This is a genomic window from Rhizobium phaseoli (assembly GCF_003985125.1).
GTDB lineage: Bacteria > Pseudomonadota > Alphaproteobacteria > Rhizobiales > Rhizobiaceae > Rhizobium > Rhizobium phaseoli.
In genome coordinates, this window is record NZ_ML133569.1 from 17,372 (window position 1) to 42,770 (window position 25,399).

At 61.9% G+C, this 25,399-nt stretch carries 28 protein-coding genes and 1 pseudogene; 15 read left to right on the forward strand and 14 right to left on the reverse strand.

What is annotated here, in order from left to right:
• The first annotated feature begins 34 nt into the window (after window positions 1–34).
• Window positions 35–451 carry a hypothetical protein gene (locus EFD56_RS09980; protein WP_126905190.1) on the forward strand — a complete coding sequence of 139 codons (417 nt, stop codon included), beginning with the start codon at window positions 35–37 and terminating at the stop codon, window positions 449–451.
• Window positions 452–547: 96 nt separating this feature from the next.
• Here the strand turns inward: EFD56_RS09980 and EFD56_RS09985 are convergent, their stop codons facing one another.
• The 3 genes from EFD56_RS09985 to EFD56_RS09995 form a co-directional block, all read right to left on the reverse strand.
• Entirely contained in the window at window positions 548–1,693 is a 1,146-nt protein-coding gene (locus tag EFD56_RS09985) for a DUF2336 domain-containing protein (protein ID WP_085742555.1), read from the reverse strand.
• Between the two features lie 101 nt (window positions 1,694–1,794).
• Window positions 1,795–2,403, reverse strand: a complete 609-nt coding sequence (locus tag EFD56_RS09990) for a flavin reductase family protein (protein ID WP_012483896.1) — start codon at window positions 2,401–2,403, stop codon at window positions 1,795–1,797.
• A complete protein-coding gene (locus EFD56_RS09995) occupies window positions 2,403–2,987 on the reverse strand; it encodes a nitroreductase family protein (protein WP_004680204.1) in 585 nt (194 codons plus the stop codon). Before EFD56_RS09995 ends, EFD56_RS09990 begins: the two co-directional genes overlap by 1 nt.
• A gap of 113 nt (window positions 2,988–3,100) precedes the next feature.
• Here EFD56_RS09995 and EFD56_RS10000 point away from each other — a divergent pair, with 113 nt between their 5' ends.
• Complete coding sequence (locus EFD56_RS10000; protein ID WP_064831736.1) at window positions 3,101–4,198, forward strand: hypothetical protein; 1,098 nt, start codon at window positions 3,101–3,103, stop codon at window positions 4,196–4,198.
• A 61-nt stretch (window positions 4,199–4,259) separates the two neighbouring features.
• Here EFD56_RS10000 and EFD56_RS10005 read toward each other — a convergent pair.
• The 5 genes and pseudogenes from EFD56_RS10005 to EFD56_RS10025 all read right to left on the reverse strand — a co-directional run.
• Window positions 4,260–4,719 (reverse strand): annotated as a pseudogene (locus EFD56_RS10005) (lysophospholipid acyltransferase family protein); the annotation flags it as partial.
• A 100-nt stretch (window positions 4,720–4,819) separates the two neighbouring features.
• Window positions 4,820–6,826, reverse strand: a complete 2,007-nt coding sequence (gene thrS, locus EFD56_RS10010) for a threonine--tRNA ligase (protein WP_126905191.1) — start codon at window positions 6,824–6,826, stop codon at window positions 4,820–4,822.
• Window positions 6,827–6,947: 121 nt separating this feature from the next.
• A complete protein-coding gene (locus EFD56_RS10015; RefSeq protein WP_004680208.1) occupies window positions 6,948–7,475 on the reverse strand; it encodes a DUF1697 domain-containing protein in 528 nt (175 codons plus the stop codon).
• 125 nt (window positions 7,476–7,600) lie between these two features.
• Window positions 7,601–8,005: a membrane protein insertion efficiency factor YidD gene (gene yidD, locus EFD56_RS10020; RefSeq protein WP_126905192.1), complete on the reverse strand. Its 405-nt coding sequence runs from the start codon at window positions 8,003–8,005 to the stop codon at window positions 7,601–7,603.
• Window positions 8,006–8,010: 5 nt separating this feature from the next.
• Window positions 8,011–8,457 (reverse strand): iron-sulfur cluster assembly scaffold protein, encoded by a 447-nt coding sequence (locus EFD56_RS10025; protein WP_004680210.1) that lies wholly within the window; start codon window positions 8,455–8,457, stop codon window positions 8,011–8,013.
• Between the two features lie 309 nt (window positions 8,458–8,766).
• Here EFD56_RS10025 and folE point away from each other — a divergent pair, with 309 nt between their 5' ends.
• From folE to EFD56_RS10040, 3 genes are all read left to right on the forward strand, one after another.
• Complete coding sequence (folE, locus tag EFD56_RS10030; RefSeq protein ID WP_010004221.1) at window positions 8,767–9,381, forward strand: GTP cyclohydrolase I FolE; 615 nt, start codon at window positions 8,767–8,769, stop codon at window positions 9,379–9,381.
• 24 nt (window positions 9,382–9,405) lie between these two features.
• Window positions 9,406–9,858 carry a phosphoribosyl-AMP cyclohydrolase gene (gene hisI / locus EFD56_RS10035; protein WP_004680212.1) on the forward strand — a complete coding sequence of 151 codons (453 nt, stop codon included), beginning with the start codon at window positions 9,406–9,408 and terminating at the stop codon, window positions 9,856–9,858.
• 115 nt (window positions 9,859–9,973) lie between these two features.
• Window positions 9,974–10,936: a patatin-like phospholipase family protein gene (locus EFD56_RS10040; RefSeq protein WP_004680213.1), complete on the forward strand. Its 963-nt coding sequence runs from the start codon at window positions 9,974–9,976 to the stop codon at window positions 10,934–10,936.
• A gap of 58 nt (window positions 10,937–10,994) precedes the next feature.
• Here the strand turns inward: EFD56_RS10040 and EFD56_RS10045 are convergent, their stop codons facing one another.
• Window positions 10,995–11,429, reverse strand: a complete 435-nt coding sequence (locus EFD56_RS10045; RefSeq protein ID WP_010005934.1) for a CBS domain-containing protein — start codon at window positions 11,427–11,429, stop codon at window positions 10,995–10,997.
• A gap of 95 nt (window positions 11,430–11,524) precedes the next feature.
• The gene (locus tag EFD56_RS10050; protein WP_085742560.1) at window positions 11,525–12,313 is read right to left on the reverse strand and encodes a rhomboid family intramembrane serine protease; all 789 of its coding nucleotides are present in this window, start codon (window positions 12,311–12,313) and stop codon (window positions 11,525–11,527) included.
• A 264-nt stretch (window positions 12,314–12,577) separates the two neighbouring features.
• On the opposite strand from EFD56_RS10050, the gene EFD56_RS10055 reads away from it, so the two are divergent.
• The 7 genes from EFD56_RS10055 (at window position 12,578) to EFD56_RS10090 (ending at window position 19,282) form a co-directional block, all read left to right on the forward strand.
• Window positions 12,578–13,222 (forward strand): PAS domain-containing protein, encoded by a 645-nt coding sequence (locus EFD56_RS10055; protein ID WP_184336966.1) that lies wholly within the window; start codon window positions 12,578–12,580, stop codon window positions 13,220–13,222.
• A 123-nt stretch (window positions 13,223–13,345) separates the two neighbouring features.
• On the forward strand, window positions 13,346–13,957 hold the full coding sequence (locus EFD56_RS10060; protein ID WP_016733131.1) for a PilZ domain-containing protein: 612 nt from the start codon (window positions 13,346–13,348) through the stop codon (window positions 13,955–13,957).
• A 288-nt stretch (window positions 13,958–14,245) separates the two neighbouring features.
• Window positions 14,246–15,220, forward strand: coding sequence for a prolyl aminopeptidase (pip, locus tag EFD56_RS10065; RefSeq protein ID WP_126905193.1), 975 nt, complete (start codon window positions 14,246–14,248; stop codon window positions 15,218–15,220).
• A 373-nt stretch (window positions 15,221–15,593) separates the two neighbouring features.
• Entirely contained in the window at window positions 15,594–16,199 is a 606-nt protein-coding gene (locus tag EFD56_RS10070; RefSeq protein ID WP_126905194.1) for a transglutaminase-like cysteine peptidase, read from the forward strand.
• 215 nt (window positions 16,200–16,414) lie between these two features.
• The gene (locus EFD56_RS10075; protein WP_037139041.1) at window positions 16,415–17,200 is read left to right on the forward strand and encodes a hypothetical protein; all 786 of its coding nucleotides are present in this window, start codon (window positions 16,415–16,417) and stop codon (window positions 17,198–17,200) included.
• Window positions 17,201–17,318: 118 nt separating this feature from the next.
• Window positions 17,319–18,893, forward strand: coding sequence for a D-alanyl-D-alanine carboxypeptidase (locus tag EFD56_RS10085; RefSeq protein ID WP_085742563.1), 1,575 nt, complete (start codon window positions 17,319–17,321; stop codon window positions 18,891–18,893).
• Between the two features lie 113 nt (window positions 18,894–19,006).
• Window positions 19,007–19,282, forward strand: a complete 276-nt coding sequence (locus tag EFD56_RS10090) for a hypothetical protein (RefSeq protein ID WP_012483910.1) — start codon at window positions 19,007–19,009, stop codon at window positions 19,280–19,282.
• A 41-nt stretch (window positions 19,283–19,323) separates the two neighbouring features.
• On the opposite strand, the gene EFD56_RS10095 is transcribed toward EFD56_RS10090, so the two are convergent.
• Together EFD56_RS10095 and EFD56_RS10100 are read right to left on the reverse strand one after the other, a co-directional pair.
• Window positions 19,324–19,761, reverse strand: coding sequence for a DUF1489 family protein (locus EFD56_RS10095; protein ID WP_016733136.1), 438 nt, complete (start codon window positions 19,759–19,761; stop codon window positions 19,324–19,326).
• Window positions 19,762–19,879: 118 nt separating this feature from the next.
• Window positions 19,880–21,283, reverse strand: coding sequence for an L-serine ammonia-lyase (locus tag EFD56_RS10100; RefSeq protein WP_085742564.1), 1,404 nt, complete (start codon window positions 21,281–21,283; stop codon window positions 19,880–19,882).
• Here EFD56_RS10100 and EFD56_RS32575 point away from each other — a divergent pair.
• From EFD56_RS32575 to EFD56_RS10110, 3 genes are all read left to right on the forward strand, one after another.
• On the forward strand, window positions 21,282–21,446 hold the full coding sequence (locus EFD56_RS32575; protein WP_009997954.1) for a hypothetical protein: 165 nt from the start codon (window positions 21,282–21,284) through the stop codon (window positions 21,444–21,446). The genes EFD56_RS10100 and EFD56_RS32575 overlap by 2 nt on opposite strands.
• A gap of 229 nt (window positions 21,447–21,675) precedes the next feature.
• Window positions 21,676–22,440 carry a DUF599 domain-containing protein gene (locus EFD56_RS10105; protein ID WP_004668701.1) on the forward strand — a complete coding sequence of 255 codons (765 nt, stop codon included), beginning with the start codon at window positions 21,676–21,678 and terminating at the stop codon, window positions 22,438–22,440.
• A complete protein-coding gene (locus EFD56_RS10110) occupies window positions 22,440–23,429 on the forward strand; it encodes a heparan-alpha-glucosaminide N-acetyltransferase (RefSeq protein WP_064825301.1) in 990 nt (329 codons plus the stop codon). Before EFD56_RS10105 ends, EFD56_RS10110 begins: the two co-directional genes overlap by 1 nt.
• A gap of 27 nt (window positions 23,430–23,456) precedes the next feature.
• Here EFD56_RS10110 and EFD56_RS10115 read toward each other — a convergent pair whose 3' ends face one another.
• Window positions 23,457–23,849, reverse strand: coding sequence for a MerR family transcriptional regulator (locus EFD56_RS10115; RefSeq protein ID WP_011425479.1), 393 nt, complete (start codon window positions 23,847–23,849; stop codon window positions 23,457–23,459).
• Window positions 23,850–23,914: 65 nt separating this feature from the next.
• Window positions 23,915–25,327 carry a magnesium transporter gene (gene mgtE, locus EFD56_RS10120; RefSeq protein WP_085742565.1) on the reverse strand — a complete coding sequence of 471 codons (1,413 nt, stop codon included), beginning with the start codon at window positions 25,325–25,327 and terminating at the stop codon, window positions 23,915–23,917.
• Between the last annotated feature and the right edge of the window lie 72 nt (window positions 25,328–25,399).

The following is a 25,399-nucleotide window of genomic DNA, read 5'->3' on the forward strand; positions in this document are numbered from 1 at the left end:
GCAATATCGGGTTCAATAGCCAAGGAAGCAGAATATGCAAGCGGTGCTCATCGCAATGACGATTCTCGGTTGCGACGATTCCGTCAGCCAGTGCAGCTATGTCGCGACCGTCGACAAGCGTTGGGAAACGGTCGCCGCCTGCGATGCCGAAGCCGAGCGTCGGCTGAAGGCCTATGCCAATGTCAGCTATCCCTCGGTGATCGCGGTCTGCGAGGCGCCGAAAGCTCTCGCCGCCGCCGAACCGCCGAAGTCGGCGCCCGTGCCGGCCTCGATTCCTGCGCCCGAGCCTGTCGAAGAACCCGTGGGAAAACTGGCGAGCTTCGCTGAAAATATCGCCGGCCAGGTCCGCGCACACCTTCCCTCGGGCCAGGACTTCAAGGAAACGCTCTCCAAACCGGTGCACTTCGTATCCGCGAGCTATTCCTGGGTGGTGACACGGATAGCCGATTAAAGCATGTCGAGCAAAAGTGCGCGGTTTTCGGCAACGACATGCGTGAAAACCAAGAGCTAAAGCGCAAGGAGCGAATCTGAAAGATCACGATGCGCTTTAGGCCGCGGCTAGCGCGGCATAGACGCGCGCTGATTGCCGCTGTTCGGCGACGTGCAGCTTCTCCACCATATCGAGCAGTTCGCCGACCGCGCCATGTGCGCCGTCGTGACGGCGGAATTTTTCGAGAAGTCGACCGCAGACCGTGCCGAGCACGCTGCCGGGCGCCTTGCGGGCCGCCTCGCGCCACAAAAGCGTCGCCTCCACGAAGATCACGCTGATATCCCTCGGCAGACCGGCGGATTCATAAAGCGCGCGCACTGCATGCATGCGCCCCGTCGCCAGGATCGCACGCACGCGGCGCTCACCGCAGCCGGTCAGATCGACGATCGCTCCGGCGAAGAAGTCCACCTTGCCCGAGCAGAGGGCATGCATCAGGAAGGACGGCGTCAGGCGGCCGTTGAGGCGCAAATGTTCGACGAGGTCGGGTATCTCCCGCGGGGCTATATCGCCGGCGATCGATACGATCGCCGCTTCCGTCGCCTCGCGGCTGATCCGCTGCAGCCGCTGCAGCCCGATCGCCGCTTGGGCGAGCGGCAGACCGATCAGCGCATTGCTGACATGCTGGGTGAGCAGCTGGCGGGCGTCGGCCGGAAGATCACTGCGTTCGAGAAGCAGATTACGGATATCGCAGCAGCCACCGAGCCGTTCGGCGATGCGCTTCAACGAAAGGCTGGAAATGACAGCGCCCTCATTCTCGAGCAGGCAGAGCAGCTCCTCTTCATCGCCGACCTCGGCAAGGGCGGCCGACACCGGCCGCGTCACGCGCGCCCTCGCAGCGATCAGCATCCGGGTTGCGCCATTGCCGCGTGCGGCGAGATCGACGAGATCAGCATCGGTCAGAAGCGGCGAACAGGTTACGGCGTGGCAGGCGATCTCAGGCTGATCTGCGGCAAGCGAAAGGACCAGGCTGCGCGGCGCGTCGGGCGACCAGGCGACCGCCTCGGCAAGTGCCAGCCGCACGCGCGGCGACGGATCGTCGAGCAGGAAGGTCATCGCCATCTCGGCCGCCGCCCGCTCCTCCGCGCTCATCCGAGATTGCAGATAGGCTCGACCGAGTGCGTTCGCGGCCCGGGCCCGATCGCCGGTCTTGGCCGTTTCAATCCAACGAAGGAAAGCTTCTACGATCACGCGACGCCCCAGCACTTGAACGCGATTCCCTCGCGTTCCTTTCATTGCTGCGACCGTAGCGGCAAAAGGTTTAAGATTCGTTCACCATATTTCTTAAGCCTTTGTATGCCTTCGCGTCAGCGATCGACCTGCGGCCGAAGCATCTCGAAGACATCGCTGCCCTCGCTGTAATCCATGTAGCCCATGCGGGCCACAGGCCGTGCGATCGACATGTCGAGGCGGCCGTCCCTGACAATCGCCTCGTCGATGCGGATGCCGATGACCTCGCCGAACACCATGACATTTTCGGACGGCGCACCCGACAGCGTCTTCGGCTCGATGATCTCGGTGACCCTGCATTCGAGCACCGCGAAAGCCTCGCCGACATAGGGGGCATCGATGAGTTCGGCCTGCTTGGCCGTCAGCCCGGCGAAGCCGAATTCGCTCTCGCCGTAGGGCAGTGCGGCCGAAGAGAGGTTCATCTTTTCGGCGAGATCGCGGCTGACGAAATTGCAGGTGAAGACGCCGGTCTCGGCCGCGTTGCGCTGGCTGTGTTTGCGCCCGGCGGAAGAAAACATCACCAGCTTCGGCCGGTCGGCGACGGCGTTGAAGAAGGAATAGGGCGCGAGATTGATCGAACCGTCCCTGCCCTTGCTGCCGATCCAGCCGATCGGCCGCGGCGACACGATTGCCTTGAAGGGATCATGCGCCAGCCCATGGCGGTTGCTGTCGGTCGTGTAGAACATCAATCCTCTCCGCCGACCCAGGTGACGGTATCGGCAAGCTCCGGGCGCGGCCGCTCGATTGCCGGAAATGTCGTCGAGCCGATATGGATGAACCCCGCCACCTTTTCATCGGATCCGACGCCAAGCAGCGGATAGGCGCGCTCGTCATAGGCGAACCACTCCGTCAGCCAGTTGGCAACGTAACCATGAGCATTGGCCGACAGGATGACGTTGAGGCAGAGGGCGCCGGCCGACATCAGCTGCTCCCATTCCGGGATCTTGATGTGCGGCCCCGCCTTGCTGACGACTGCCACGACCACAGGCGCGCGGGTGAAGCGGGTGCGCTCGACCTGGATCATCTCTTCGGAAAGGTCGGGTTTCGTCTCGAGCGCCAGCTTCAGCAGCGCCTCGCCGAGGCGGACGCGTTCCTGCCCGCGAAAGACGATAAAGCGCCACGGCGCGATCTTGCCGTGATCGGGAACACGCGAGGCGAGACGCAGGATTTCCTCGATTTCGGCCTTCTCGGGGCCAGGTTCGCACATCTGGAAAGCAGGGATGGAGCGGCGCACGGCGAGATAGTCGATCAGCTTGATGTCGGATTTCATGCGGGAGAAACTTTCATTTTTATGCTGCTGCAAAGCGTGGGTCTTGAATTTGCCATCGCGTTGGTCTTGAAGTGGCCTTTGCGATTTCAGAAGTCAATCGGTTCACGAAACAGATGTTTGGCATTTCGCCTTTTGCACGCCTCGGCCTCGCCATCGTCCTGATGGTCGTGACGCCCCTCGGCGCCGGCGCGCAGGACGCTTTCAAGGACTTCAAGCAGATCGAATCGACGCCGAAGATGCCGAAGCTCAACGCTTTCATCGCGCCCGGCACCGCCCCTGAAGCCGCCAAGCTGCGCGACGTCGCGATGGAAGCCAAGCTGACGGCTGACGGCACGCCGGTCGAGGATGGTCTGTCCTGGTACGTCTTCAGCCCGATCGCCGGAACCGACGGCAAGCTGCCGCTGATCGCCAGCGCCAAGGGCGGGCCCGCCGCGTTCCAGCTCGCTCCGGGCGACTATTTCGTCAATGTCTCCTTCGGCCGCGCCGGCGTCACCAAGAAGCTGACGGTACCGGCCGACGGCGAGGTCGACAAGCAGGTGATGGTGCTCGATGCCGGCGGCCTGCTACTCAATGCCGTTTCCGGCACGGATGCCCGCATCCGACCCGATGAGCTCAGCTTCTCGATCTATTCCTCGGAAGTGCGCGACGATGGCGAGCGCGGCCTCGTCGTGGCCGACGTCTCGCCGAACACGGTCGTGCGCCTCAATGCCGGCACCTATCACATCGTTTCAGAATACGGCAACGTCAATGCCGTGATCCGCGCCGACATCCAGGTCGAGGCCGGCAAACTGACCGAGGCGACGATCCAGCACCGCGCCGCCCAGATCACTTTCAAGCTGGTCTCCGAAGCCGGCGGTGAGGCGATCGCCGATACGGCCTGGTCGATTCTGACGGCAGCCGGCGACAGCGTCGGCGAAAGCGTCAGCGCCTTCCCGACCATGGTGCTTGCGGAAGGCGAATATTCGGCCGTTGCCCGCAACAAGGACAAGATCTACCAGCGCGATTTCACCGTCGTTGCCGGCAAGAACACCGATGTCGAGGTTCTGATGAAGGACCAGCAGCCGCAGCAGCCGGCAAGCGCGGCCCGCACGGTGCAGCAGGTGCCTGCCGGCACACCGACGCCGCCGGGCGTTCAGCCGATCCCCGAAACGCCTCTGCCCTCCTATGAACAGCTCGCGCCGCAGAGTGGCGACGGCGCCAGCCTCGATTGATCTCACCGCAAGCGCTGCCGGCTCATCCGCGCGGTCTGGGCCGCTTCGAAGGCGCCATGACGCCTTCCTTAAGCAGCCGCACCGCCTCGTGCCGGGTCTTCATATTCATCGCCAGGGCCTCCCGGGTCTCTTCAAAGGAAATCGGCAACGAATAGGACGCCATCTCCGGCACCCTCAGGAGGTCGTTGTGAATGAGTATCTTGAAGGGACGACCGAGTTGTTCGGCAAGCGCCAGGATAGCGATGCCGTCGCCGATGCCGAAAGGGTGATTAGCGACGATGACGATCGGCTCAGTGGGAAAGGGTTCTAGCGGCCAGTGGCCCTTGACGTCGATCGCGACGTCGATGAGATCGAGCGTCCTGGCGAAGACGCGATCGCCTTTTTCCGATGATGTCGCGGCGCCAGATCTGGTAGAGGCAGGCATAGTGATTGCGGCCCGAAATCCCCTCGATCGAGCGGATCAGCCACCGCTTCAGCCGCGGATCTGCGTCATTGGCATAGGATAGTTCTTTGAAGCGCACGCCGGCCCCGGGATGATCCACTCTCCGTTCGCGACAACATTATTGCGCTTTCATATCAGATTTCCGACAGCGCCGGTTGGCGCTGCCGGATAGGACATTGTCAGGCCGCCCTGGCTTTTTTTGCTTCGGCCTTGCGGCGGATATCCGGCGGCGTCGCCTCGAGCGTCAGGCTCTCGACGGCGGCGTCGAGCCGCATCGAAACCTGGTCCTGGCTGCCGAGGCGGCGGATGTTGACCGTGCGCTCCTCGGCTTCCTTCCTGCCGCAGACGATGATGACCGGAACCTTGGTGACCGAGTGCTCGCGGATCTTGTAGTTGATCTTCTCGTTCCGGAAGTCGGTTTCGACGTTGAGACCGGCATCACGCAGCGCCTCGGCCACCTCAAGCCCGTAGGCATCGGCCTCCGAGGTGATCGTCGCGACCACCACCTGCAGCGGCGATACCCAGAGCGGCATATGGCCGGCGAAGTTCTCGATCAGGATGCCCAGGAAGCGTTCCATCGAGCCGCAGATGGCACGGTGGATCATCACCGGCTGCGTCTTTTCGGAGTTGCTGTCGATGTAGAAGGCGCCGAAACGTTCCGGCAGGTTGAAGTCGACCTGCGTCGTGCCGCACTGCCATTCGCGGCCGATCGCATCCTTCAGCGTATATTCGAACTTCGGACCGTAGAAGGCGCCCTCGCCCGGCAGAATGCCGGTCTTGATGCGGCCCTCGGACTGCGCCTCGATCGTCTTCAAAACGTCGGTCATCACGGCTTCCGCGCGATCCCAGAGCGCATCGGAACCGACGCGTTTTTCCGGCCGGGTGGAAAGCTTGACGACGATTTCCTTGAAGCCGAAATCTTCATAAACCGAGAGGATCAGGTCGTTGATCTTCAGGCATTCGGCCGCCATCTGCTCGTCGGTGCAGAAGATATGCGCGTCGTCCTGCGTAAACCCGCGCACACGCATCAGCCCGTGCAGCGCGCCCGACGGCTCGTAGCGATGCACCAGGCCGAATTCGGCAAGCCGGATCGGCAGCTCGCGATAGGACTTCAGGCCGTGTTTGAAGATCTGCACATGGCCGGGGCAGTTCATCGGCTTCAGCGCAAAGACGCGGTTGTCGGCTTCCTTGTCTTCGGGATGGGTCATCGCATGCGCCGATTTCACGGCGAACATGTTTTCCTGATACCAGCCCCAGTGACCCGAGGTTTCCCAAAGCGACGTGTCGAGCACCTGCGGCGCGTTGACTTCCTGATAATCGGCGGCGAGACGACGGCGCATATAAGCGACGAGCGTCTGGAAAATGCGCCAGCCCTTGCCGTGCCAGAAGACGACACCGGGGCCTTCCTCCTGAAAGTGGAAGAGGTCCATTTCCCGGCCGAGCTTGCGATGATCGCGCTTCTCGGCTTCGGCCAGCATATGCAGGTAATTGTCGAGATCGGCCTGGTCAGCCCATGCCGTGCCGTAGATACGAGACAGCATGGCGTTGTTGCTGTCGCCGCGCCAATAGGCGCCGGCAACCTTCATCAGTTTGAAGGCGGTGCCGACCTGGCCGGTGGAGGCCATGTGCGGACCGCGGCAAAGATCGAACCAGTCGCCCTGATGATAGATCTTCAGATCCTGTCCTTCCGGGATCGCATCGACGAGCTCGACCTTGTACTGTTCGCCCTTGGCGGCAAAAACTTCCTTGGCCTTCTCGCGCGACCAGATCTGCTTGGTGAAGGGCGCGTTGCGGGCGATGATCTCCTTCATCTTCTTTTCGATCTTCGGCAGATCGTCGGGCGTAAACGGCTCGTTCTTGGCGAAGTCGTAATAGAAGCCGTTTTCGATGACCGGGCCGATCGTCACCTGGGTGCCGGGCCAGAGTTCCTGCACGGCCTCGGCCATCACGTGCGCGGCGTCATGCCGGATAAGCTCCAGTGCGCGCCCGTCCTTGCGGGTGATGATCTCGATCTTGCCATCCGTAACGGCATCGGAAAGGTCGCGCACGGCGCCGTCGATCGCAATGGCGACGGCACTCTTGGCAAGCGACTTGGAAATGGATTCGGCGACATCCTTGCCGGTTGCGCCAGCCGGGAAGCTGCGCACGGAACCATCGGGAAATGCCAGGGAAATAGCTTGGGACATCGAAATTCTCCTTGTCCAGTCCCGCCAACGAATGCGGGTGGTTGAAACGAAGCGTCATCCACGCGGGAGGGCGCTGCCGCCTGATACCCAGATTTGCCTCGGGAGTAAAGAAGAAGCGGGTCTACATGATCATCTGAGCAAGGCCGCAGACCGTGTTCCAATTGCGCATCGTACCGATGCCTATCCGCTTGGTGGTCAGCGCCGACAGCAGTTTGGACTGGCTCGGTTTGCCGGCGAAATCGATCCAGAGGTCGCCGCCGACGATGGCGATGCGTTGGCCTTCCGTCATCAGCGGCTTCAACGCCTCGACCTTCTTCGGGTCGACCGGCAGGCGCATCACCCGGACGATCACCTGGTCGCCGCTGCCGTCCCTGAACGGATTGGTGCTGCAAAGCGCCATCCAGGTGCAGTCGCTGCGCACGATGATATCGACATGTTTTCCGAATTTCTCTTCGAAACCCTCCTCCAGCGCGACCTCGAGTTCATGCGGCCGCATTTCGTCGGCTTCGAAAACAAGATTGCCGGTCGAAACCAGCGTGCGCGGTTCGCGATAACCAAGCTCTTTGGCAAGCGCGCGCAAATCTTCCATGATCACACGGCGATCGGGCGTCAGGACGATGCTGTGCAGGAGGGCGATGAAGGTGCTCATGGCCGCCAGGACTCCTCGTTATCCCAGGTGAGAAACCACGGTCACCGAATGGTGACCATACCTCACCCGTCGTCGCCGTCGTCTCTTCGACACGCACGCAACTTCGCCTGATGTCGTCATGGCGCTCACCCTCTTTTGCGTCCGAGGGAGAGATACCGCCAGGGCGTCCACCAGTAGAAGTCGTCGCCGAGCGTCTCGGGCACCGGGTCGAGGCCGCTGGTTCCGCCCGGGCCGCAGCGGCTGACGCGAAACAGCGTCATCCAGCCGCCGGCCCACAATCCATGGCGAGCGACCGACTCATAGCCATATTCGGAGCAGGTCGGGATATGACGGCAGGAATTGCCGACAAAGCCAGACAGCGTCAACTGATAGAGGCGGATCAGCCCCATGCCGAGCAGGCGGTCGGGAGTTTTGCGGAATGCACCGGTATAATTGCGGGAATAGCGCGCAGATCTTTTCCGCGGCTGGCTCGATCCGGCCGCGCCGCCATCGCCCTCATCGTCAGCCTGCCGGACGCAGAACTCGCACATCTCGGTTACGCCTCGATCACTTCCGCCCGTGTCGCCTCGATCTGCCCGATCGCATCGACGACCGCATCGAAGGTCAGCATCGTCGAAGCATGGCGGGCCTTGTAGTCGCGCACGGGCAAGAGGTAGCGCATGTCTTCGAACCGTCCGCCGGGCCCCGCCCCGTCCGCCTTCAGCATAGCAAGCATGTCCTCGCGGGCCTGTCGCAATTCACCCGATGTAGCGCCGACGACATGGCGGGCCATGATCGAGGACGATGCCTGGCCAAGCGCGCAGGCCTTCACGTCATGAGAAAAGCCAGTAACGACATCGCCGTCCATCTTCAGCCAGATCCGCACCTTGGAGCCGCAAAGCTTGGAGTGTGCCTGGGCGGTCGCATCGGCGTCCGCCAGCGTGCCGGTCAACGGAATATTGCCGGCGAATTCGAGGATTTTGCTGTTGTAGATGTCGTCCATGCTGGGTTTCCGCTCCAAAATCGCTGCGGATCGGCCTTAATGGTGCTGTTATTGTTATTGAAACAAAAAACACACCGTGTCATGTGAGGATACTTACATACGATGGCCGTCTTCCTATATGTATGTCGTTCGAAGGCCATCAAAATGCAATGGCCTTGTGTAAGTTTGATTGGGAAACCGTGCCGGACGGGCGTTGAATTTGCCCTGAAAGCCCCGGAGCCTGCCAAAGGTGCATGAATTCCCGCATGGGACTGACCAGTGGCAATTCCGACAGATGGGTCCGCGGTGCGGACCAGGAGACCATTGATCATGGACGCCATCGTGAAGAACTTTCCGCAGCCGAACCGCGACTCGGACCGCCCCTCCCAGCAGGAGGCGGAGGAAGCCGTGCGCGTTCTGCTGCGCTGGGCCGGTGACGATCCGACACGCGAAGGCCTCATCGAGACGCCCGCCCGTGTCGCCAAGGCCTATCGCGAGCTGTTCGCCGGTTACGACATGGCGCCGGAGGACGTGCTCGGCCGGACCTTCGAAGAGGTCGCAGGCTACGACGACATGGTGCTCGTCAAGGACATTCCCTTCTACTCGCATTGCGAACATCACATGGTGCCGATCATCGGCAAGGCCCATGTCGCCTATATGCCGGATGGACGCGTGCTCGGCCTGTCGAAGATTGCCCGTGTCGTCGAGATCTATGGCCGCCGCCTGCAGACGCAGGAAACGATGACGGCGCAGATTGCCCGCGCCATCGACGATACGCTGCAGCCGCGCGGTGTTGCGGTGATGATCGAGGCCGAACATATGTGCATGGCGATGCGCGGCGTTCAGAAGCAGGGTTCGACGACATTGACGACCACGTTCACGGGAACGTTCAAGACGGAACCGGCCGATCAGGCCCGTTTCATGAGCATGGTGCGGAGCCGCTGATACGGCTCCCGCAGGAGGGCCGCGATGAGTCACCTGATCTTCAATCAACCATCCGAGGACAAGTCGGCGTTGGAAGACGCCGGCGATTTCACGCCGCGTTTCGATGATCGCGGCCTGATCACCGCGATCGTGACCGACGCCGGCGACGGTGAACTGCTGATGGTGGCGCATATGAACGCCCAGGCGCTGGCGCTGACCATCCAGACCGGCACGGCCCACTATTTCAGCCGATCGCGCGGCAAGATCTGGAAGAAGGGCGAGACCTCGGGCAACCTTCAGACGGTGAAGGAAATTCGCACCGATTGCGATCAGGACGCCATCTGGCTGAAGGTCGAAGTCGCCGGCCATGACGCCACCTGTCACACCGGCCGCCGTTCCTGCTTCTATCGCACCGTCACGCTTCGCGAGGGAAAACCGATGCTCGATATCGTCGACGACGAACGTCATTTCGATCCGCAAGACATCTACGGAAAATAGGTCGAACTTCCCGGCATCTGCCCCTTATTGTGCCAGAAACCGCTTCTATATACCATTTGGCAACTGATCGGGCACACTATCTGAGATACGTGTTCTGCTGGGAGGGGAGAGCGCAATGCTGAACTGGAGTCTGCATCGTCAAAGCGCTGAAGGCGAAGGTTCCGGTTCCGGCATGTCGACGATACTCGAGACAATCCCCTCCCCTGCGCCTGTCAAAAAAATCAAGATCGCGCTCGCGCTTGGCGGCGGCGCGGCCCGCGGCTGGGCCCATATCGGCGTATTGCGCGCCCTTGACGAAGCCGGGGTCGAAATCGGCATGATTGCCGGCACGTCGATCGGCGCCCTGGTCGGCGGCTGCTATCTTGCCGGCAAACTCGACGAACTCGAAACCTTCGCACGCTCGCTGACCATGCGCCGGATCGCAAGCCTGCTCGATCTGACCATCGGCGGCAGCGGCTTGTTCGGCGGCATGCGGCTGACCAAGCGCATGCAGGAGCATCTCGAGGGCCTGAATGTCGAGGATCTGGACCGGCCTTTTGTCGCGGTCGCCGCCGAGGTCAATACCGGCCACGAGGTCTGGATCGCCAATGGTTCGCTGATCACGGCGCTGCGCGCTTCCTATGCCCTGCCCGGCATTTTCGAGCCGGTGCGCAGCAATCACCGCACGCTGGTCGACGGCGCGCTGGTCAATCCCGTTCCCGTTTCCGTTTGCCGCGCCTATGAGCAGCCGCTGGTCGTCGCCGTCAATCTCAATTACGATCTTTACGGCCGCTCGGCCGTCGTCCGGCACAATGCCAGCCTCTCGCCCCAGGAAGTGCAGAAACAGGAAGAGGCGCCCTATGCCCGCCTCGGCATGACCGGCGTCATGGTGCAGGCCTTCAACATCATCCAGGACAGGATTGCCCGCGCCCGCCTTGCCGGCGATCCGCCCGATATTTCGCTGCAGCCGCGTCTCAGCTATATCGGTCTTTCAGAATTCCACAGGGCGGGCGAGGCGATCGAACGCGGCTACGAGGAAGCCAGAGCCAGGCTTCCCGAAATCAAGCGCATGCAGGAAGTCTACGCCAGCGCTCCGTGAGGCGTCGCCCCGCAACAGCAGCTTGGGCGACGGCATCCTTCGGACCAATGGGGCAAGCTCAGCCGGCAATATAGGCCTTGATATCCTCGGCCTCGCGCTCGACTTCGGCAATCCGCGATTTCACCACGTCGCCGATCGAGATGATGCCGGCAAGCTTGCCGTGGCTTTCCACCGGCACGTGACGGAAACGGCGGCTGGTCATCAGCTCCATCAACTCGTTGACGGTCGTCTCCTCATGGCAGCGATAGACCTTCGCGGTCATGACTTGGCCGAGCGACTGGTCGAGGCCATCCTTGCCGTGTTTGGCGATGGCATGCACGAGATCGCGCTCGGTGAACATGCCCGAAATCCGATTCTCCATGCCGACGACGACGATGGCGCCGATCTTTTTCTTGCTGAGGATGACGGCTGCCTCGGCGACGGTCGTGTTAGGCCCGGCGGTAACGACGTCCCTGCCCTTCAGGTCGAGGATTGCTTTGACTGAACTGGTCATTCGAACCTCCTATCTCGGAACTGCAACGCTTGTTACAGCTATCCGCGGCGGTTTCTCCCCCCAATCGCGGATGCTTCGATGGTGCACTGCCCCGCTCAGGATTGCAACAGATCCTTGTCCGCTTCCGCCGCTTCCTCAGGCGGCTGCGGTGCCCGGTCAAACAGCGAAAACAGAAAGAAGCCGAAGACGAAGCCGCCAATATGCGCGTCCCAGGCAATCTCCTGATCGCTGTCGCCGACGAGCGGGATGCCGACGGCGATCAGGGCGTTGCCGACCAGCCAGAGCAGCATGAAGATGACGACGGTCCGGCTCTTCAGCGCCTCGACGATGGAAAGCCGCGCATTGAGATGCGCCGCCAGCATAGGGCGCCGCTCAGCAGGAAAGGCGAAGCGGCAGGCTGCCCCCATCAGCCCGGATATGACGCCGGACGCACCGATCAGCAGCGACACGTCTCCCCAGTTGAGCACCGCGTGCAGGCCCGCGGAAGCAGTGGCGGAAAACAGCCAGAACAACACGAATCGCAGCGCCCCGATGCGACGCACGACCGGCGCGCCGAAGGCCATCAGCCAGAAGGCGTTGAAGACGATATGCTGGACGCTGCCGTGCAGCAGCGAATAGGTGACCGGCGTCCAGAACAGCTCCAGGCCCTGCTGCGACAGCGGAATCACGTAGTGGGCGGGCACGAAGCCAAAGGTGAAGAGCAGCCAGCCGACAGCATCGTCGGAGAGGACGAGCGCTTGCACCGCATAAATGACGACAAGCAGGCAAAGGCTGAAGAACAGCGCCGGCGGAAGGTTGAAGACCGGCACGCGCGGGGGACGCGCCGGCGGCTGGGCCTCGAAAGGTTCGGGCACCTTCTGCGGCTCGCCCGTCTGCTCATTCATCTGTGTTCGCCTCGTTGTGGCCTCAGCCATACAGGAGCGATGGTCAAAAAAAAAGCCGCCCGAAATGTTGGGCGGCGTAACCGGGAACCCTGAGGAAAGATCTCGGCCCGGGCAGGTTGTGCAGAACTTCGAAAGTCGAAGTGATGGCACGACAGTGTCACGACAGGCGCCACGCCTCAACCGAAACCCTTTCTTAACCTTAACGGCCGGGATTTGGCATGAAATCCGCAAGGTAGAAGTTGTCCGGGCAATGAGTGCCCGAAAATGATCCGGAATGGGACAGGTTGGTGTGAAATGCGTGTGCAAACGACCATCGAAATTTTTGACTATTGGAACCGTATCCGCGGCGCTGCCGATGCGCCGCTGAAATCTCAGGTCGAACCGTCCGCCGTACCCCATCTACTGCAAAGTCTGTTTATCCTTGAGGCGCGCGAGGACGGCGACATCGTTTTCCGGCTCGCCGGTACCCGCATCTGCGATCTCTTTGGACGGGACCTGCGCGGCGAACGGTTCTCCTCGCTCTGGGCGCATGGCCAGCACGCGGATATCGAACGCACCGCGATCGGTGTCATGGACCACGCGATGCCGGCCCTGTTCAATACCACCGGCTACAGCATCGTCGGGCACCAGGCCTCGTTCGAGATCATCATGATGCCGCTGCGGTCGTCCAACGGCGCTTGCGACCGGGTGCTCGGCGCGATCGCGCCGGTGGCGGCTGCAAGCTGGCTGGAGATCGTGCCGCTCGAATTCCTGGCGCTCGACCGCAGCCGCCTGCTGCCGGAAAAATTCAGCAAGGTCGCACCGGCCGAACTGCGCCCGATCAACGAGAGCGTCGCGGCAAAAAGCATCGGGTTCGGCCAAGCCATGCGCCGCGTGGTGTCGCAGCTGCTGAGTGCCGAGGCGCGCTGAGCGTCTCGTTTCAGCACAGCCGCCATACTCGTTTTCGGCTATGTCGCAAGAGGCCAAACAACCTTCTGTTAATGGATTGTGGGTAAAGATTGGTTTCTGCGATTTTCATGAAGAAGCCTTTTGATGCACTCGTTCCAGCCAGCTCAGACGCAACGACCTGCGCCGCGCCCTGAACAAGGCGTATTCCAGCGCGTGCCGATCAATATGCAGGGCCGGCTGATGCTTGCAAACTACGAGGAGTTCGAATGCATGGTGATCGACATGTCGCCCGGCGATATGTACGTCACCTGCCCCGGCCGGCCGCGCGCCAACGAACGCGTCGTCGCCTATATCGACCATCTCGGGCGCGTCGAAGGTTATGTCCAGACGCTCGACGGCCGCGGCTTCACTATGTCGATCAATGCCACCGAGCGCAAACGCGAAAAGCTCGCCGCTCAGCTCACTTGGCTTGCCAATAAGCACGAGCTCGGCCTGCCGGAAGATCGCCGCCACGACCGCCTGTCCCCGCGCGACATCAAGACCGAACTGACGCTCGATGATGGCACGCGATATGCCTGCCGTATCATGGACCTTTCGCTCTCGGGCGCGGCCATCGACGTCGAAATGCGTCCGTCGATCGGCACGGCCGTACGTCTCGGCAATATGCGCGGCCGTGTCGTACGCCATTTCGTCGAGGGTGTGGCAATCGAATTCCTGTCGATCCAGTCCCGCGAGACGCTGCGGGAATTCCTCTGACAGCTGCTGCCAGCGCCGGCGCGCACCCGGTCAGGTCGTGTCGACAACGGCCTGGATTTAACCGCAACAGATCTGCAAGCGGCAACAAAATCCGGCTTTGAAAAGCAGGGGCGAAATCCTGTCGCAAGTTGTTCCACCCAGTAGATATCTAATATTATGAGTGGAACAACCTGCGACACCGATCAGCCGGAGGCAGGTCGCGAAAATCGGGTATGCGCCCGGCAGTGCCGCCTCTTCCCTTCGTCATCGACATGATGGATAAGATCCGCCTCGACCGCAGAGGCACCGATGTCAGCTCTCTATCCGGAAATCGAACCCTATGATCATGGTCTGCTCGATACAGGCGACGGCAATCTGATCTATTGGGAGACCTGCGGAAATCCGATTGGGCGGCCGGCACTGGTGCTGCATGGTGGGCCGGGCTCCGGCTGTTCGACCGACGCCCGACGCCAGTTCGATCCGGCGGCCTACCGGATCGTCCTCTTCGACCAGCGCAATTGCGGCCGAAGCCTGCCGAGTGCGGCCGATCCCGCGACCAATCTTTCCCTGAACACGACCTGGCATCTCGTGGCCGATATCGAAAGACTGCGGCTTCTTCTCGGCATCGACAGCTGGTTGCTTTTCGGCAACTCCTGGGGCTCGACGCTGGTGCTCGCCTATGCCGAAACGCATCCGCAGCGGGTCGCCGCGATCGTCCTGTCGGGCGTCACCACCACGCGGCGACAGGAAATCGACTGGCTCTGTCGCGGCATGGCGCCGCTCTTTCCGGAAGAATGGCATCGTTTCCGTCAGGGAATTCCCTCCAGCATGCAGGGGCTGGATGCGGACATGGCTAGAGACTACCACCGGCTCCTCAACGATCCGGACCAGCAGACATGTCTGAAGGCGGCGCGCGATTGGCATGACTGGGAGGCAGCCTCGATCCTGCTCGCCGACCCGGACGGCCTGCCGCGCCGCTGGGCCGATCCGGCCTCTGTGCTGACGCGCGCCCGCATCATCACCCATTACTTTACCAACGGCGCCTGGCTTGAGGACAGCCAGCTGCTAAAGAACGCTGACCGGCTCGCCGGCATTCCTGGCATCCTGCTGCAGGGAAGGTTCGACATCGAGGCGCCGCTTGTCACCGCCTGGGAACTGGCGCGCGCCTGGCCCAAAAGTGAACTCCGGGTTCTTCCGCACGCTTCCCATTCCACCGGAAATCCCGATATGAGCGCGGCGATCATCGCCGCCACCGACCACTTTCGCGATTTCTCCCAAAAATAATTTTTCCGTTTGAGTCGGTGAGCGCGGTGTTTTTCCGGTGATCAGCCGGACAATTCGCGTCATTCCGGCTTTTTGTCGGAAGACCGCGTGCCGCCTGCAAGGGTCGCCTTCCCGCAGGCATTTACTCCGCTCAGCGAAAACCCTTAATGGCCGGGCGGCAGCACCGCCTCTGCGAGCGAAAAAGCCTTGCTGCGTAAATTACAATTTTAATCGACTTCGAGACAAATACACCTCGAATTTTATGCGCATTCGAGTTTGTTTTTAGCCGAGTTTTATCGGCATTTGATTCAACTAAGCATTTAATTCTATTGCGTAATTTTGCGTGAGATAAAAACGTCTGTGTCATTGTCGCCTCAACTTAGGGGAGACGGCAATGACGACTGCGAATATCCTGAAAGGCGGCCTTCTGGCCGGTGTCATCGCGATGACCATGGCAGGCTCTGGACAGGCGACGCCCGCCCGCATGGCCCTGGCAGGCAATGCCAGCCCGCCGATCGGACATTACGAATTCTGCAAGGCGAATCCGAAGGAATGCGCCTATGCCGGCGGCGATGCCGGACCGGCCATCCTCACCGAGGATCGCTGGAAGGAAATTCTCAAGGTCAACTACACCGTCAATTCGTCGATCCAGCCGGAAACGGATGAGCAGATCTACGGCGTCGAAGAGCGCTGGGCCTATCCGACCAGCGTCGGCGACTGCGAGGACTATGCGCTGCTGAAGCGCAAGATGCTGATCGACGACGGCTTCTCGCCATCCGACACGCTGATAACTGTCGTGCTGCAGCCGAACGGCGAAGGCCATGCCGTGCTGACGGTGCGCACCGATCATGGCGACTTCATTCTCGACAACATGCGCAACAAGGTGCTGCTGTGGTCGGACACCGAATATACCTATCTGAAGCGCCAGTCCGCCGACGACCCGGCCCGCTGGTCGAAGCTTCAGGATGGCCGCGCTGTCGCCGTCGGTAGCGTCAAGTAAGCAGTGACCCGCCGGCCAATCCGGCGCAGGTTTCGGCCCGGTCAGTCCCCGCATCCCGTCCCCGACCGGTGCCTAAGAGCCGTTCCCGCTGTCCCGGGAACGGCTCGCTTCATTTTGGGGCACAAGCGGCAGCTTACGCCTCCCAAATCTTAGCAATTTATTAACCCTGCCGGTCTGATCATGCCGATCAGATTCATCATCGGCACCGGCGGCTCATGTTCTTCCTGCGGCGGACCGAAACGCAACGAGCCGCCATGAGCCATGCCGCGCAAAGCGCCCCCGAAGAGCAGCCGCTGCTTTCCATGGGATTTCTCCTCCGCACGACGGCGGTGATCGCCGTCCTGGCTGTCCTGACCGTCGCCATCAGCATCGGCGGCCGTTGGTTCGGCCGGCACATCTCGCTTGCCGGCAACAGCGACAGCCCAGCTGAAATCACGCTGACCATCGGCCGCGACACGGTGAAACTGCCTGAAAATACCATCCGCTTCCCGAGCCAGCGGCATGAAGGGGCGGCCGAGCGCGTCGATCTCTACCTCGCCTGGCCTGACATGCGGGGTTACGGCAAGGACAATCATCTTCGGTTCGACGATGTCGCCCAATCCTCCGGCCTGATCTTCCTGCAAATCGCCCAGAGCACCATGTCGCGCGACATGTCCGGTCGGCTGGAGCCGATCTATTCGCACTTGATCGAAGGACCAGCCGAGGCTTTTCGCGACGGATTGACGCTCCACCGTCTTCGCGCCGACGCCGGTTATGGAGAAGAAGTGCTGCTGACGGCAGCCGTCAAGGGCGGAGCGGACTACGTCGTGCGCTGCATCTTGCCTTCAACCCCGGACAAGGCGACGAGCGGAGACTGCCAGCGAGATATCAAGGTCGGCAAGGATCTTAGCGTCCTTTACCGCTTTTCGAGCAGCCATCTCGACGACTGGGAACATATTGATGCCGCGATCCGCACCTTTGTGGAGGCGCGGCTTATGAACCGTTCTGCGACAGGTCCCTAAAATGCTTCGGGACGGCGAGTGAAACGATTCATCATAAACGGATTGGTAACGCTGAATCGGTATTTTCTAAAGACGAGCTGTGCGGCGGGGGGTGTGCGGTTCCTGCCCAATATCTGAAATGCAAGCGAAGAGTGGAATAGTGTCAAGGTCAGTCTCCTCCGTATCATCGTTCCGGTCCGGCAGCTTTTTCGCAAAGCTCCTGGCGATCCTTTCGATGGCCGTCACGGTCGTCCTGGTCGATTCGGTCAATGCCGAAGCGGAAGCGGCCAATCCGAAATATGCGGGCATCGTCGTCGACGCCAGGACCGGCAATGTCCTCTACAGCGAGAACGCCGATCGGCTGCAATATCCCGCCTCGCTGACCAAGATGATGACCCTCTACATGACCTTCGAGGCATTGGAGCAGGGTCGCATCCGCCTCGACACGCCGGTCCCCTTCTCCGCTCACGCCGCCGCCCAGGCGCCGACCAAACTCGGCGTGCGCGCCGGCGGCACGATCACCGTCGAGCAAGGCATCCTCGGCCTTGTCACCCTGTCGGCCAACGATGCCGCGACAGCGCTCGGCGAGATGCTGGGCGGCAGCGAAGATCGCTTCGCCCAGATGATGACGGCCAAGGCGCATGCGCTCGGCATGACGCGCACCACCTATCGTAACGCCAACGGCCTGCCGAATACGGCGCAGATGACGACGGCGCGCGACCAAGCCCGCCTCGGCATCGCCCTTCGCCAGCATTTCCCGCAATATTACGGTTATTTCTCCACCCGCGCCTTCAAATTCGGCACCCGGACGATCCGCAGCCATAACCGCCTGGTCGGCTCGGTGCGCGGCGTCGACGGCATCAAGACAGGATACACGCGCGCCGCCGGCTTCAATCTGGTGAGTTCGGTGCAGGTTGACGGCAAGTCGATCGTCAGCGTCGTGCTCGGCGGTACTTCGGGGCCGGCTCGCGACGCACAGATGCGCAATTTGATCGCCACCTATCTGCCGAAAGCATCGAGCCGCGGCGGATCTTCGCAGCTGATCGCTCAGGCAGCCCCTGCCCCGGCGATGATCGAAACGCCCGCCCCCGTCCAGCCGCAGAAGGCCGCACAGGTCGCCCGGCAGGCCGTGCCACAGCAGCAGGTTGCTCCCCAGCAGGTCGCAAAGACGATCACCGCGGCGCAGCCGCCGATTTCCGCCGCTGCCGCCGATCTTGGCCTGCCGCGTAAGGGGCCGCTGCCGGACGCCCGCTATCAGGTTGCCGAGACAGAAGTCGCCTATACCGAAACATCCGCCACGAAGTCCGACAATCCGCTGGTTGCCCAGGCTATGCCGGCACCGACCAAGGTTAAGATCACGAGCTTCAAGCAGCAGGCTCCCGCCGCCGCACCTGCCGAACCGGACAGCGCCACGGTCGATCATGTCACGACTGCTTCGACCAGCGCTGCCCCAGCAAGCGCCGCGCCTGCGGGCTGGGTGGTACAGGTCGGCGTCTCGCCGAGCCGGCAGATGGCCATGGACCTCCTGGAAGGCGCCAAGACCAAGGGCGGCAAGGCGCTGGCCTCGGCAAAACCCTTCGCCGTCGCCTACGGCCGCGGCAATGACCAGGTCTACCGCGCCCGGTTCGGCGGCTTCGACGATCAGCGCGATGCGGTCAACGCCTGCAAGGCCTTGAAGAAGGCCGGCATCAAGTGCTGGGCGGCTGCACAATGAGCTATCCGATGCTGTCTGCAGCATGGCCGGCAGCATCGGTCACGGCCGGAATCGGTGTTTGCGTTTCCGGCCACCATTCTTGAACTCGATCAGTAGTGCGTACGGGGAAGACAATGGCGATTAATGAGAATTTTCCGGGAATGCCAGGCGAGCGCCGCATCGGGGCCAGAGGGCGCTCAGCCCTGCATCCGCTGCACGAAGCGGCACTGCGGCTCGCCGAGATGGGCCTGCAGCGGCCGAGAGCGAAATCTGCCAAGACGCGCGATCTCATCAATCTGCTGCTTTGCCACGGCGCCCGCGCCTGGCGCTATTCCCAGCCGGAAGCCCGGATCCATCTGCATGTGACCTCGCCCGACGGCAGCGCCCCAGTGCAATTGCGCCTGCGCTGAGCCGCCGGCGCTATCGGCAACTGTTGTATTCTGCGACAGCGTTAGAGCAGGCCAAGCTCGGTAAGCTCGCGCCGCAGGTCGGCCGGCATTTCGGCGATGCCGGCGCCCAGACTCGTCAGATCGGCCGGCACGTCATCCTGCGTATAGTAGCGCCAGCCCTGGAACGGCCGCTTCGGCTGTACCGCCGTTTCGATGACTTCGGGACCAAGCATCAGGCGGCAGCGTGATATCCCTTCGTCGTCGGTGAAGGTCTCGATGTCGAGCAGCCGCTGTCTCGCCTGCACCTGCCCTTTGATCACCCAGTAGAGCGAGCCGCCGTCAAGCAGCTCCTCCATGCGTTTAGGCACCATGCGGGTCGTATGCACGGAATGCGGCTCGAGTCCGGCGGCAATGGCGCGCAGCGAACGCTCCGCCACCCATTCGCGCAGATCGTCGATCGAGTCGGCGCCGACACAGAGTTTGATGAGATGCAATGCCATACCGCCGTTGAAATCCTTTTGGCGGCGAGCGTCAAGCGCCGACGGCATGCCGCACGACACTGTGCAGCGGTTTTGCGCCTGCCTGAAAATGTCGAACCGTTCTAACGCGGTCGCAAACTCAGCATTCGACGACATTGACGGCGAGCCCGCCGGTCGAGGTTTCCTTGTATTTCTCGCTCATGTCGTGGCCGGTCTGGCGCATCGTCTCAATGCAGGCGTCCAGCGGCACGAAGTGCTGGCCGTCGCCCTTGACGGCGAGCGACGCCGCCGTGACGGCCTTGACCGCCCCGAGCGCGTTGCGCTCGATGCAGGGAACCTGCACGAGACCGGCAACCGGATCGCAGGTCATGCCGAGATGATGTTCGAGCGCGATCTCGGCGGCGTTCTCGATCTGCTCCGGCGTGCCGCCCATCACGGCGGCAAGGCCGGCAGCCGCCATTGCCGCGGCCGAGCCGACCTCGCCCTGACAGCCGACCTCGGCCCCCGAGATCGAGGCATTGTGCTTGATGATGCCGCCGATGGCGGCAGCCGTCAGCAGATAATCGCGAATACCGTTCTGGTCCCAGTCCTCGTGAAAATGCTCGTAATAGCGGATCGTCGCCGGAATGACGCCGGCCGCCCCGTTGGTTGGCGCGGTGACGACGCGGCCGCCGGCTGCGTTTTCCTCGTTGACGGCCATCGCATAGACGCTCAGCCAATCATTGGCGAGCAGAGGATTGACGCGATTGCTGCGCCACTCCTCCTGCAGCTTGTCGTGGATCCTGCGGGCGCGGCGCTTGACGTTGAGGCCGCCCGGCATGACGCCCTCGACTTTGAGACCGCGCTCGATGCAGGAGCGCATTGCCTCCCAGATGCGGTCGAGCCCCTGATCGAGCTCTTCTTGGCTGCGCTGGCTCTCCTCGTTCGCCCGCTTCATCTGCGCGATCGAAAGCCCCGAGCGCTCCGCCATGTCGAGCATCTGCCTGGCGGTCGCGAACGGATAGGGCACGCGCGTACCGCCCGCGACGTTTTTCTTCGCCCGCATCTGCTCCAGCTCGGTGTCGGTGACGACGAAGCCACCGCCGACTGAATAATAGATGCGTTTCAGCAGCAGCCGGCCGTCCCGGTCAAAGGCGGAAAAGATCATACCGTTGGCATGGCCGGGCAGCGGCTGCTTCTTGTCGAAAACCAGGTCGGTCTTCGGCTGGAACTGATAGGCGGGATGGCCCACCGGCGTGATGCGGCCGGTGCGATCGACCGTATCGATGATACCGTCCATCTTGTCGGGATCGACGCTGTCGGGTGCTTCACCCATCAGCCCCAGAATGACCGCCCTGCCCGTTCCGTGGCCGATACCGGTATGGGCGAGCGAACCATGCAGACTGACGTTGATTGCAGCGACCTGCGCGCCCGATGACGGGCGTGGCCATTCATTCGACAGGATCAGATCGAGAAACCGGTTGGCAGCCGACATCGGACCCATCGTGTGCGAGCTCGACGGCCCGACACCGATCTTGAACACGTCGAATACCGAAAGAAACATGGATGCGCCTTTTGAATATGAGGTTGCAAGCTTAAGCAAGGTCGGTTTCGAACCCGTGCGGGCCACCGACATCGCCTGCAGCCGATGCGACATTCCGGGGACCATACACCCGGAGAACGACGCCGAAAAGCGGGGGCAGTTTTCAGACGACATCACGCTCTAACTATTTAATTTGGAACAGGATTCAAATCTTGAGCCAAGCCTGCCCGAAATCATCCTGTTTCGGCGCATCGGCCGGAATATCGGAATCGCTTTTCGGAAAGTACGATCTCTCGATTCAACGTGTTACGGCGCCCTTTCGGGCCAAAATCCGGCGGCCCGCCCTTCCGGTCATTGCAGCATTTCGATGCATATGTAAGGTGGCCGCACTTCATGCGGAGACTGAATCACTGATGACGACGGCGGACTACATTGCTCTGGCCTTCTTTGCCTGCGTCTGGATGGGCTATTCCTGGCTGCTGAAGGGCCGCACCTTCTTCGGCCGCACCAGTCTGACCCATGCGATGACCGAACGGCGCCGCGAATGGATCTACAATTCGCTGCGCCGCGACCTGAAGATGATCGACACGCAGATCATGGCCGGCCTGCAGAACGGCACGGCCTTTTTCGCCTCGACCTCGATCTTCGCAATTGGCAGCTGCTTCGCGTTGCTCGGCGCCACCGAGAAGGTCGACGCGGTCTTCGCCGACCTACCCTTCGTCTTCCATGGCGGCCATGCCGCCTTCGAGATGAAGGTCGGCGGACTGGCGGCGCTTTTCGGTTATGCCTTCTTCAAGTTCGGCTGGTCCTATCGGCTGTTCAACTACTGCACCATTCTCTTCGGCTCGATCCCGATGCTGCGCGACGCCGAGAGTGATGTCATCGCCGCCGAGCGGGCCGCCGAGCGCGTCATCCGCATGAACGTCATTGCCGGCAGCAATTTCAACGAAGGCCTCAGGGCGATCTTCCTGTCGATCGGCTACCTCGGCTGGTTCATCAACCCTTATGTCTTCATGATGACGACGGCGATCGTCATCTTCGTGCTGACGCGGCGGCAATTTTTCTCGCAGGCGCGGCTGGCGATCATGGATGCCGGCCCGCCGTCCAATCTCCACCTTTCTCCCGTTCGCCGCGACATTCCGTCGAGCGGCGGAAGCGATTTGCCCGAGGGACTTTGATGACAATGCCGGCACTGCAGGCCGATGCGGCAGCGAGGCCGCCGCGCATCGGACTATTGGACACGGCCCGCGGCATCGCGCTGATCGCCATGGCGAGCTACCATTTCACCTGGGACATGGAGTTCATGGGATATCTCGCGCCGGGCACGGCCGAGACCGGCTGGCTGAAGATCTATGCCCGGGCGATCGCCACGACCTTTCTCTTCATCGTCGGCGTCAGTCTGGTGCTCTCCAGCACGCCGGCGATTCGCTGGCCATCCTTCTGGAAGCGTTTCGGCATGATTGCCGCGGCGGCCGCGGCCATTTCGATCGCTACCCGGATCGCCATGCCGGACGGCTGGATCTATTTCGGCATCCTGCATTGCATCGCGGTGCTGACGCTCATCGGCATCGTTTTCATCCGGCTGCCGCTCGCCGTCACGCTCATCGTCACGCTGGCGCTGCTCACCGCCTGGATCATCGACAATTTCGGCACGCCGGACCTGTTGCGCTCGTCCTTTTTCGATCCGCGATATCTCGCCTGGATCGGCCTTGCCGCCATGCCGGAACGGTCGAACGACTACGTGCCGCTGTTTCCCTGGGCGACGCCGTTCTTTGCCGGACTGAGCTTCGCCTTGATCGCCATCAGAACCAGGCTGCCGCACCGGCTTGCCGCCCTTGGCACCGGCTCCTGGTGGCCGGCGCGGCTTGGCCGCCACAGCCTTGCCTTCTACCTCATCCACCAACCGGTGCTGATCGCCATCGCCTACGGGATTTCCCTGCTTGTCCCGCCGCCGATGCCGGATCCGGCGGAAACTTACCTAAGGCAATGCAACTCCACCTGCGTGATGCAACAGGGCGAAGCGCTCTGCCACAGCTTCTGCCAATGTACGCTCGGAAAATTGCAGGCCCAAAGCCTGCTGATCCCACTGCAGGCAAACGAGATCAACGTCCAGAAGGATGAACGGGTCCAGACGCTCGTCACCGAATGCAGCGCCGAGGCTGAATAAGGGGCGAGCAAAGGCTCCTGCCCGTTCTCAGGTGGTGACGCCGATTTCGGCGAGGCGGCCGAGGCAGGCCTCTTCGATATTGTCGAGTTCCGTCAGCGTGTCGTCTATATCCTTGCGCTTCTGGCGCAGGTCCTCACGCTTCTCGTCGACGCGCTTCATCAGAAGCTTCAGCTGGCCGAGCTCGCCGGGCGGCTCCTTGTAGACCTGGATGATCTCGCGGATTTCCGCGATGGTGAAACCGATTCGCCGCCCGCGCAGGATTTCGCCGATCAGCCGTCGGTCCGCCGGACGGAAGAGACGGGTACGCCCCCGCCGCTCCGGATGGATCAGTCCCTCGTCTTCATAGAACCGCAGCGTGCGCGTCGAGACACCGAATTCGCGCGTGAGCTCCGTTATGCTGTAATATTTGTTCACCGGCATGTGTTCCCCGTCGTCGAACCGGTAATAATATTGACTTTTACGTAATAGTCAATTTCGAGGCCCATTCAGATGCCGAACCACCAGGTCGCGATGCCGAGAAAGGCGAAGAAGCCGGTACAATCTGTCACCGTCGTGACGAAGACCGAGGACGCGATGGCCGGGTCAGCCCCCATCTTGTCGAGCAGCAGCGGCAGCAGGATCCCGGCAAGGGCTGCCGCCATCAGATTGATGATCATCGCCGCCGCGATAACCCCGCCGAGCTGGTAGTCGTTAAACCAGACTGCTGCGATCGCGCCCATGATCGTCGCGAAGACGGCGCCGTTGAGAATGCCGACGCCCGCCTCCCTGCGGATGATGCGGCCGGCGTTGTAGATGTCGAGATCGCGGGTGGCGAGCGCGCGCACCGTCACCGTCATCGTCTGCGTGCCGGCATTGCCGCCCATCGAGGCGACGATCGGCATCAGCACCGCGAGCGCGATCATCTTCTCGATCGAGGCGTCGAACAGTCCGATGACGCTGGCCGACAGCATCGCCGTGGCAAGGTTGATCAGCAGCCAGAGGAAACGCGAGCGCGCCGTCGACAGCACATTATCCGACAGTTCTTCGTCGCCGACGCCGCCGAGGCGCTTGATGTCCTCGTCCGCCTCTTCATGGATGACGTCAACGACGTCGTCGATGGTCAGCACGCCGACCAGTCGGTCGTTTTCGTCAACGACGGCAGCTGACAGAAGGTCGTACTGTTCGAAGAGTTGGGCGGCCTCTTCCTGGTCCATCTCGGCCGGAACCGGATGGTTGGTTTCGCGCATGATCTGCTCGATCTTCGTCTGCCGCTTGGTGCGCAGGATCTGATCGAGATCGACGGCGCCGAGCAGCTTGAAGGTCGGATCGATGACGAAGATCTGCGAGAAGGAATAGGGTAGATTCTCCTCGTCGCGCATGTAGTCGATCGTCTGGCCGACCGTCCAGAACGGCGGCACGGCGACGAATTCCGTCTGCATGCGGCGCCCGGCCGAACTTTCTGGGTAGTCGAGCGCCCGGCGCAGCCGCACCCGTTCGGTAAACGGCAGCTGCGCAAGGATCTCTTCCCGGTCTTCCTTGTCGAGATCTTCGAGAATGTAGACGGCATCGTCCGAATCGAGATCGCCGATCGCCGCGGCAATTTGCTCATTCGGCATCTGGTCAACGATCTCGCGGCGGATCGCCTCGTCGACCTCGGTCAGCGCCGTCATGTCGAAATCTTCGCCGAGCAGGCGCACCAGCGCCAGGCGCTGATCCGGCTGGATCGATTCCAGCAGATCGCCTATTTCGGATTCATGCAGGCGGGCGACATTCTGGCGCAGGAACAGCGTATCGCAATCGGCGATCGCGGCGCCGACGAGGGCCAGGAAATCGCCGCGAACATTGCCGTCCTCGTCGTAAATATCCGCTTCCTCGTCATCGCGCCGGCGAATGCGGTCTTCCGTGTCGGTCGTCGTCATCTGCCGCCCTCGCCCCTGGTTCGAATTTCAACGACGGCCGCGCCGCATTCGCAAATGTCGGCCGAAAACACA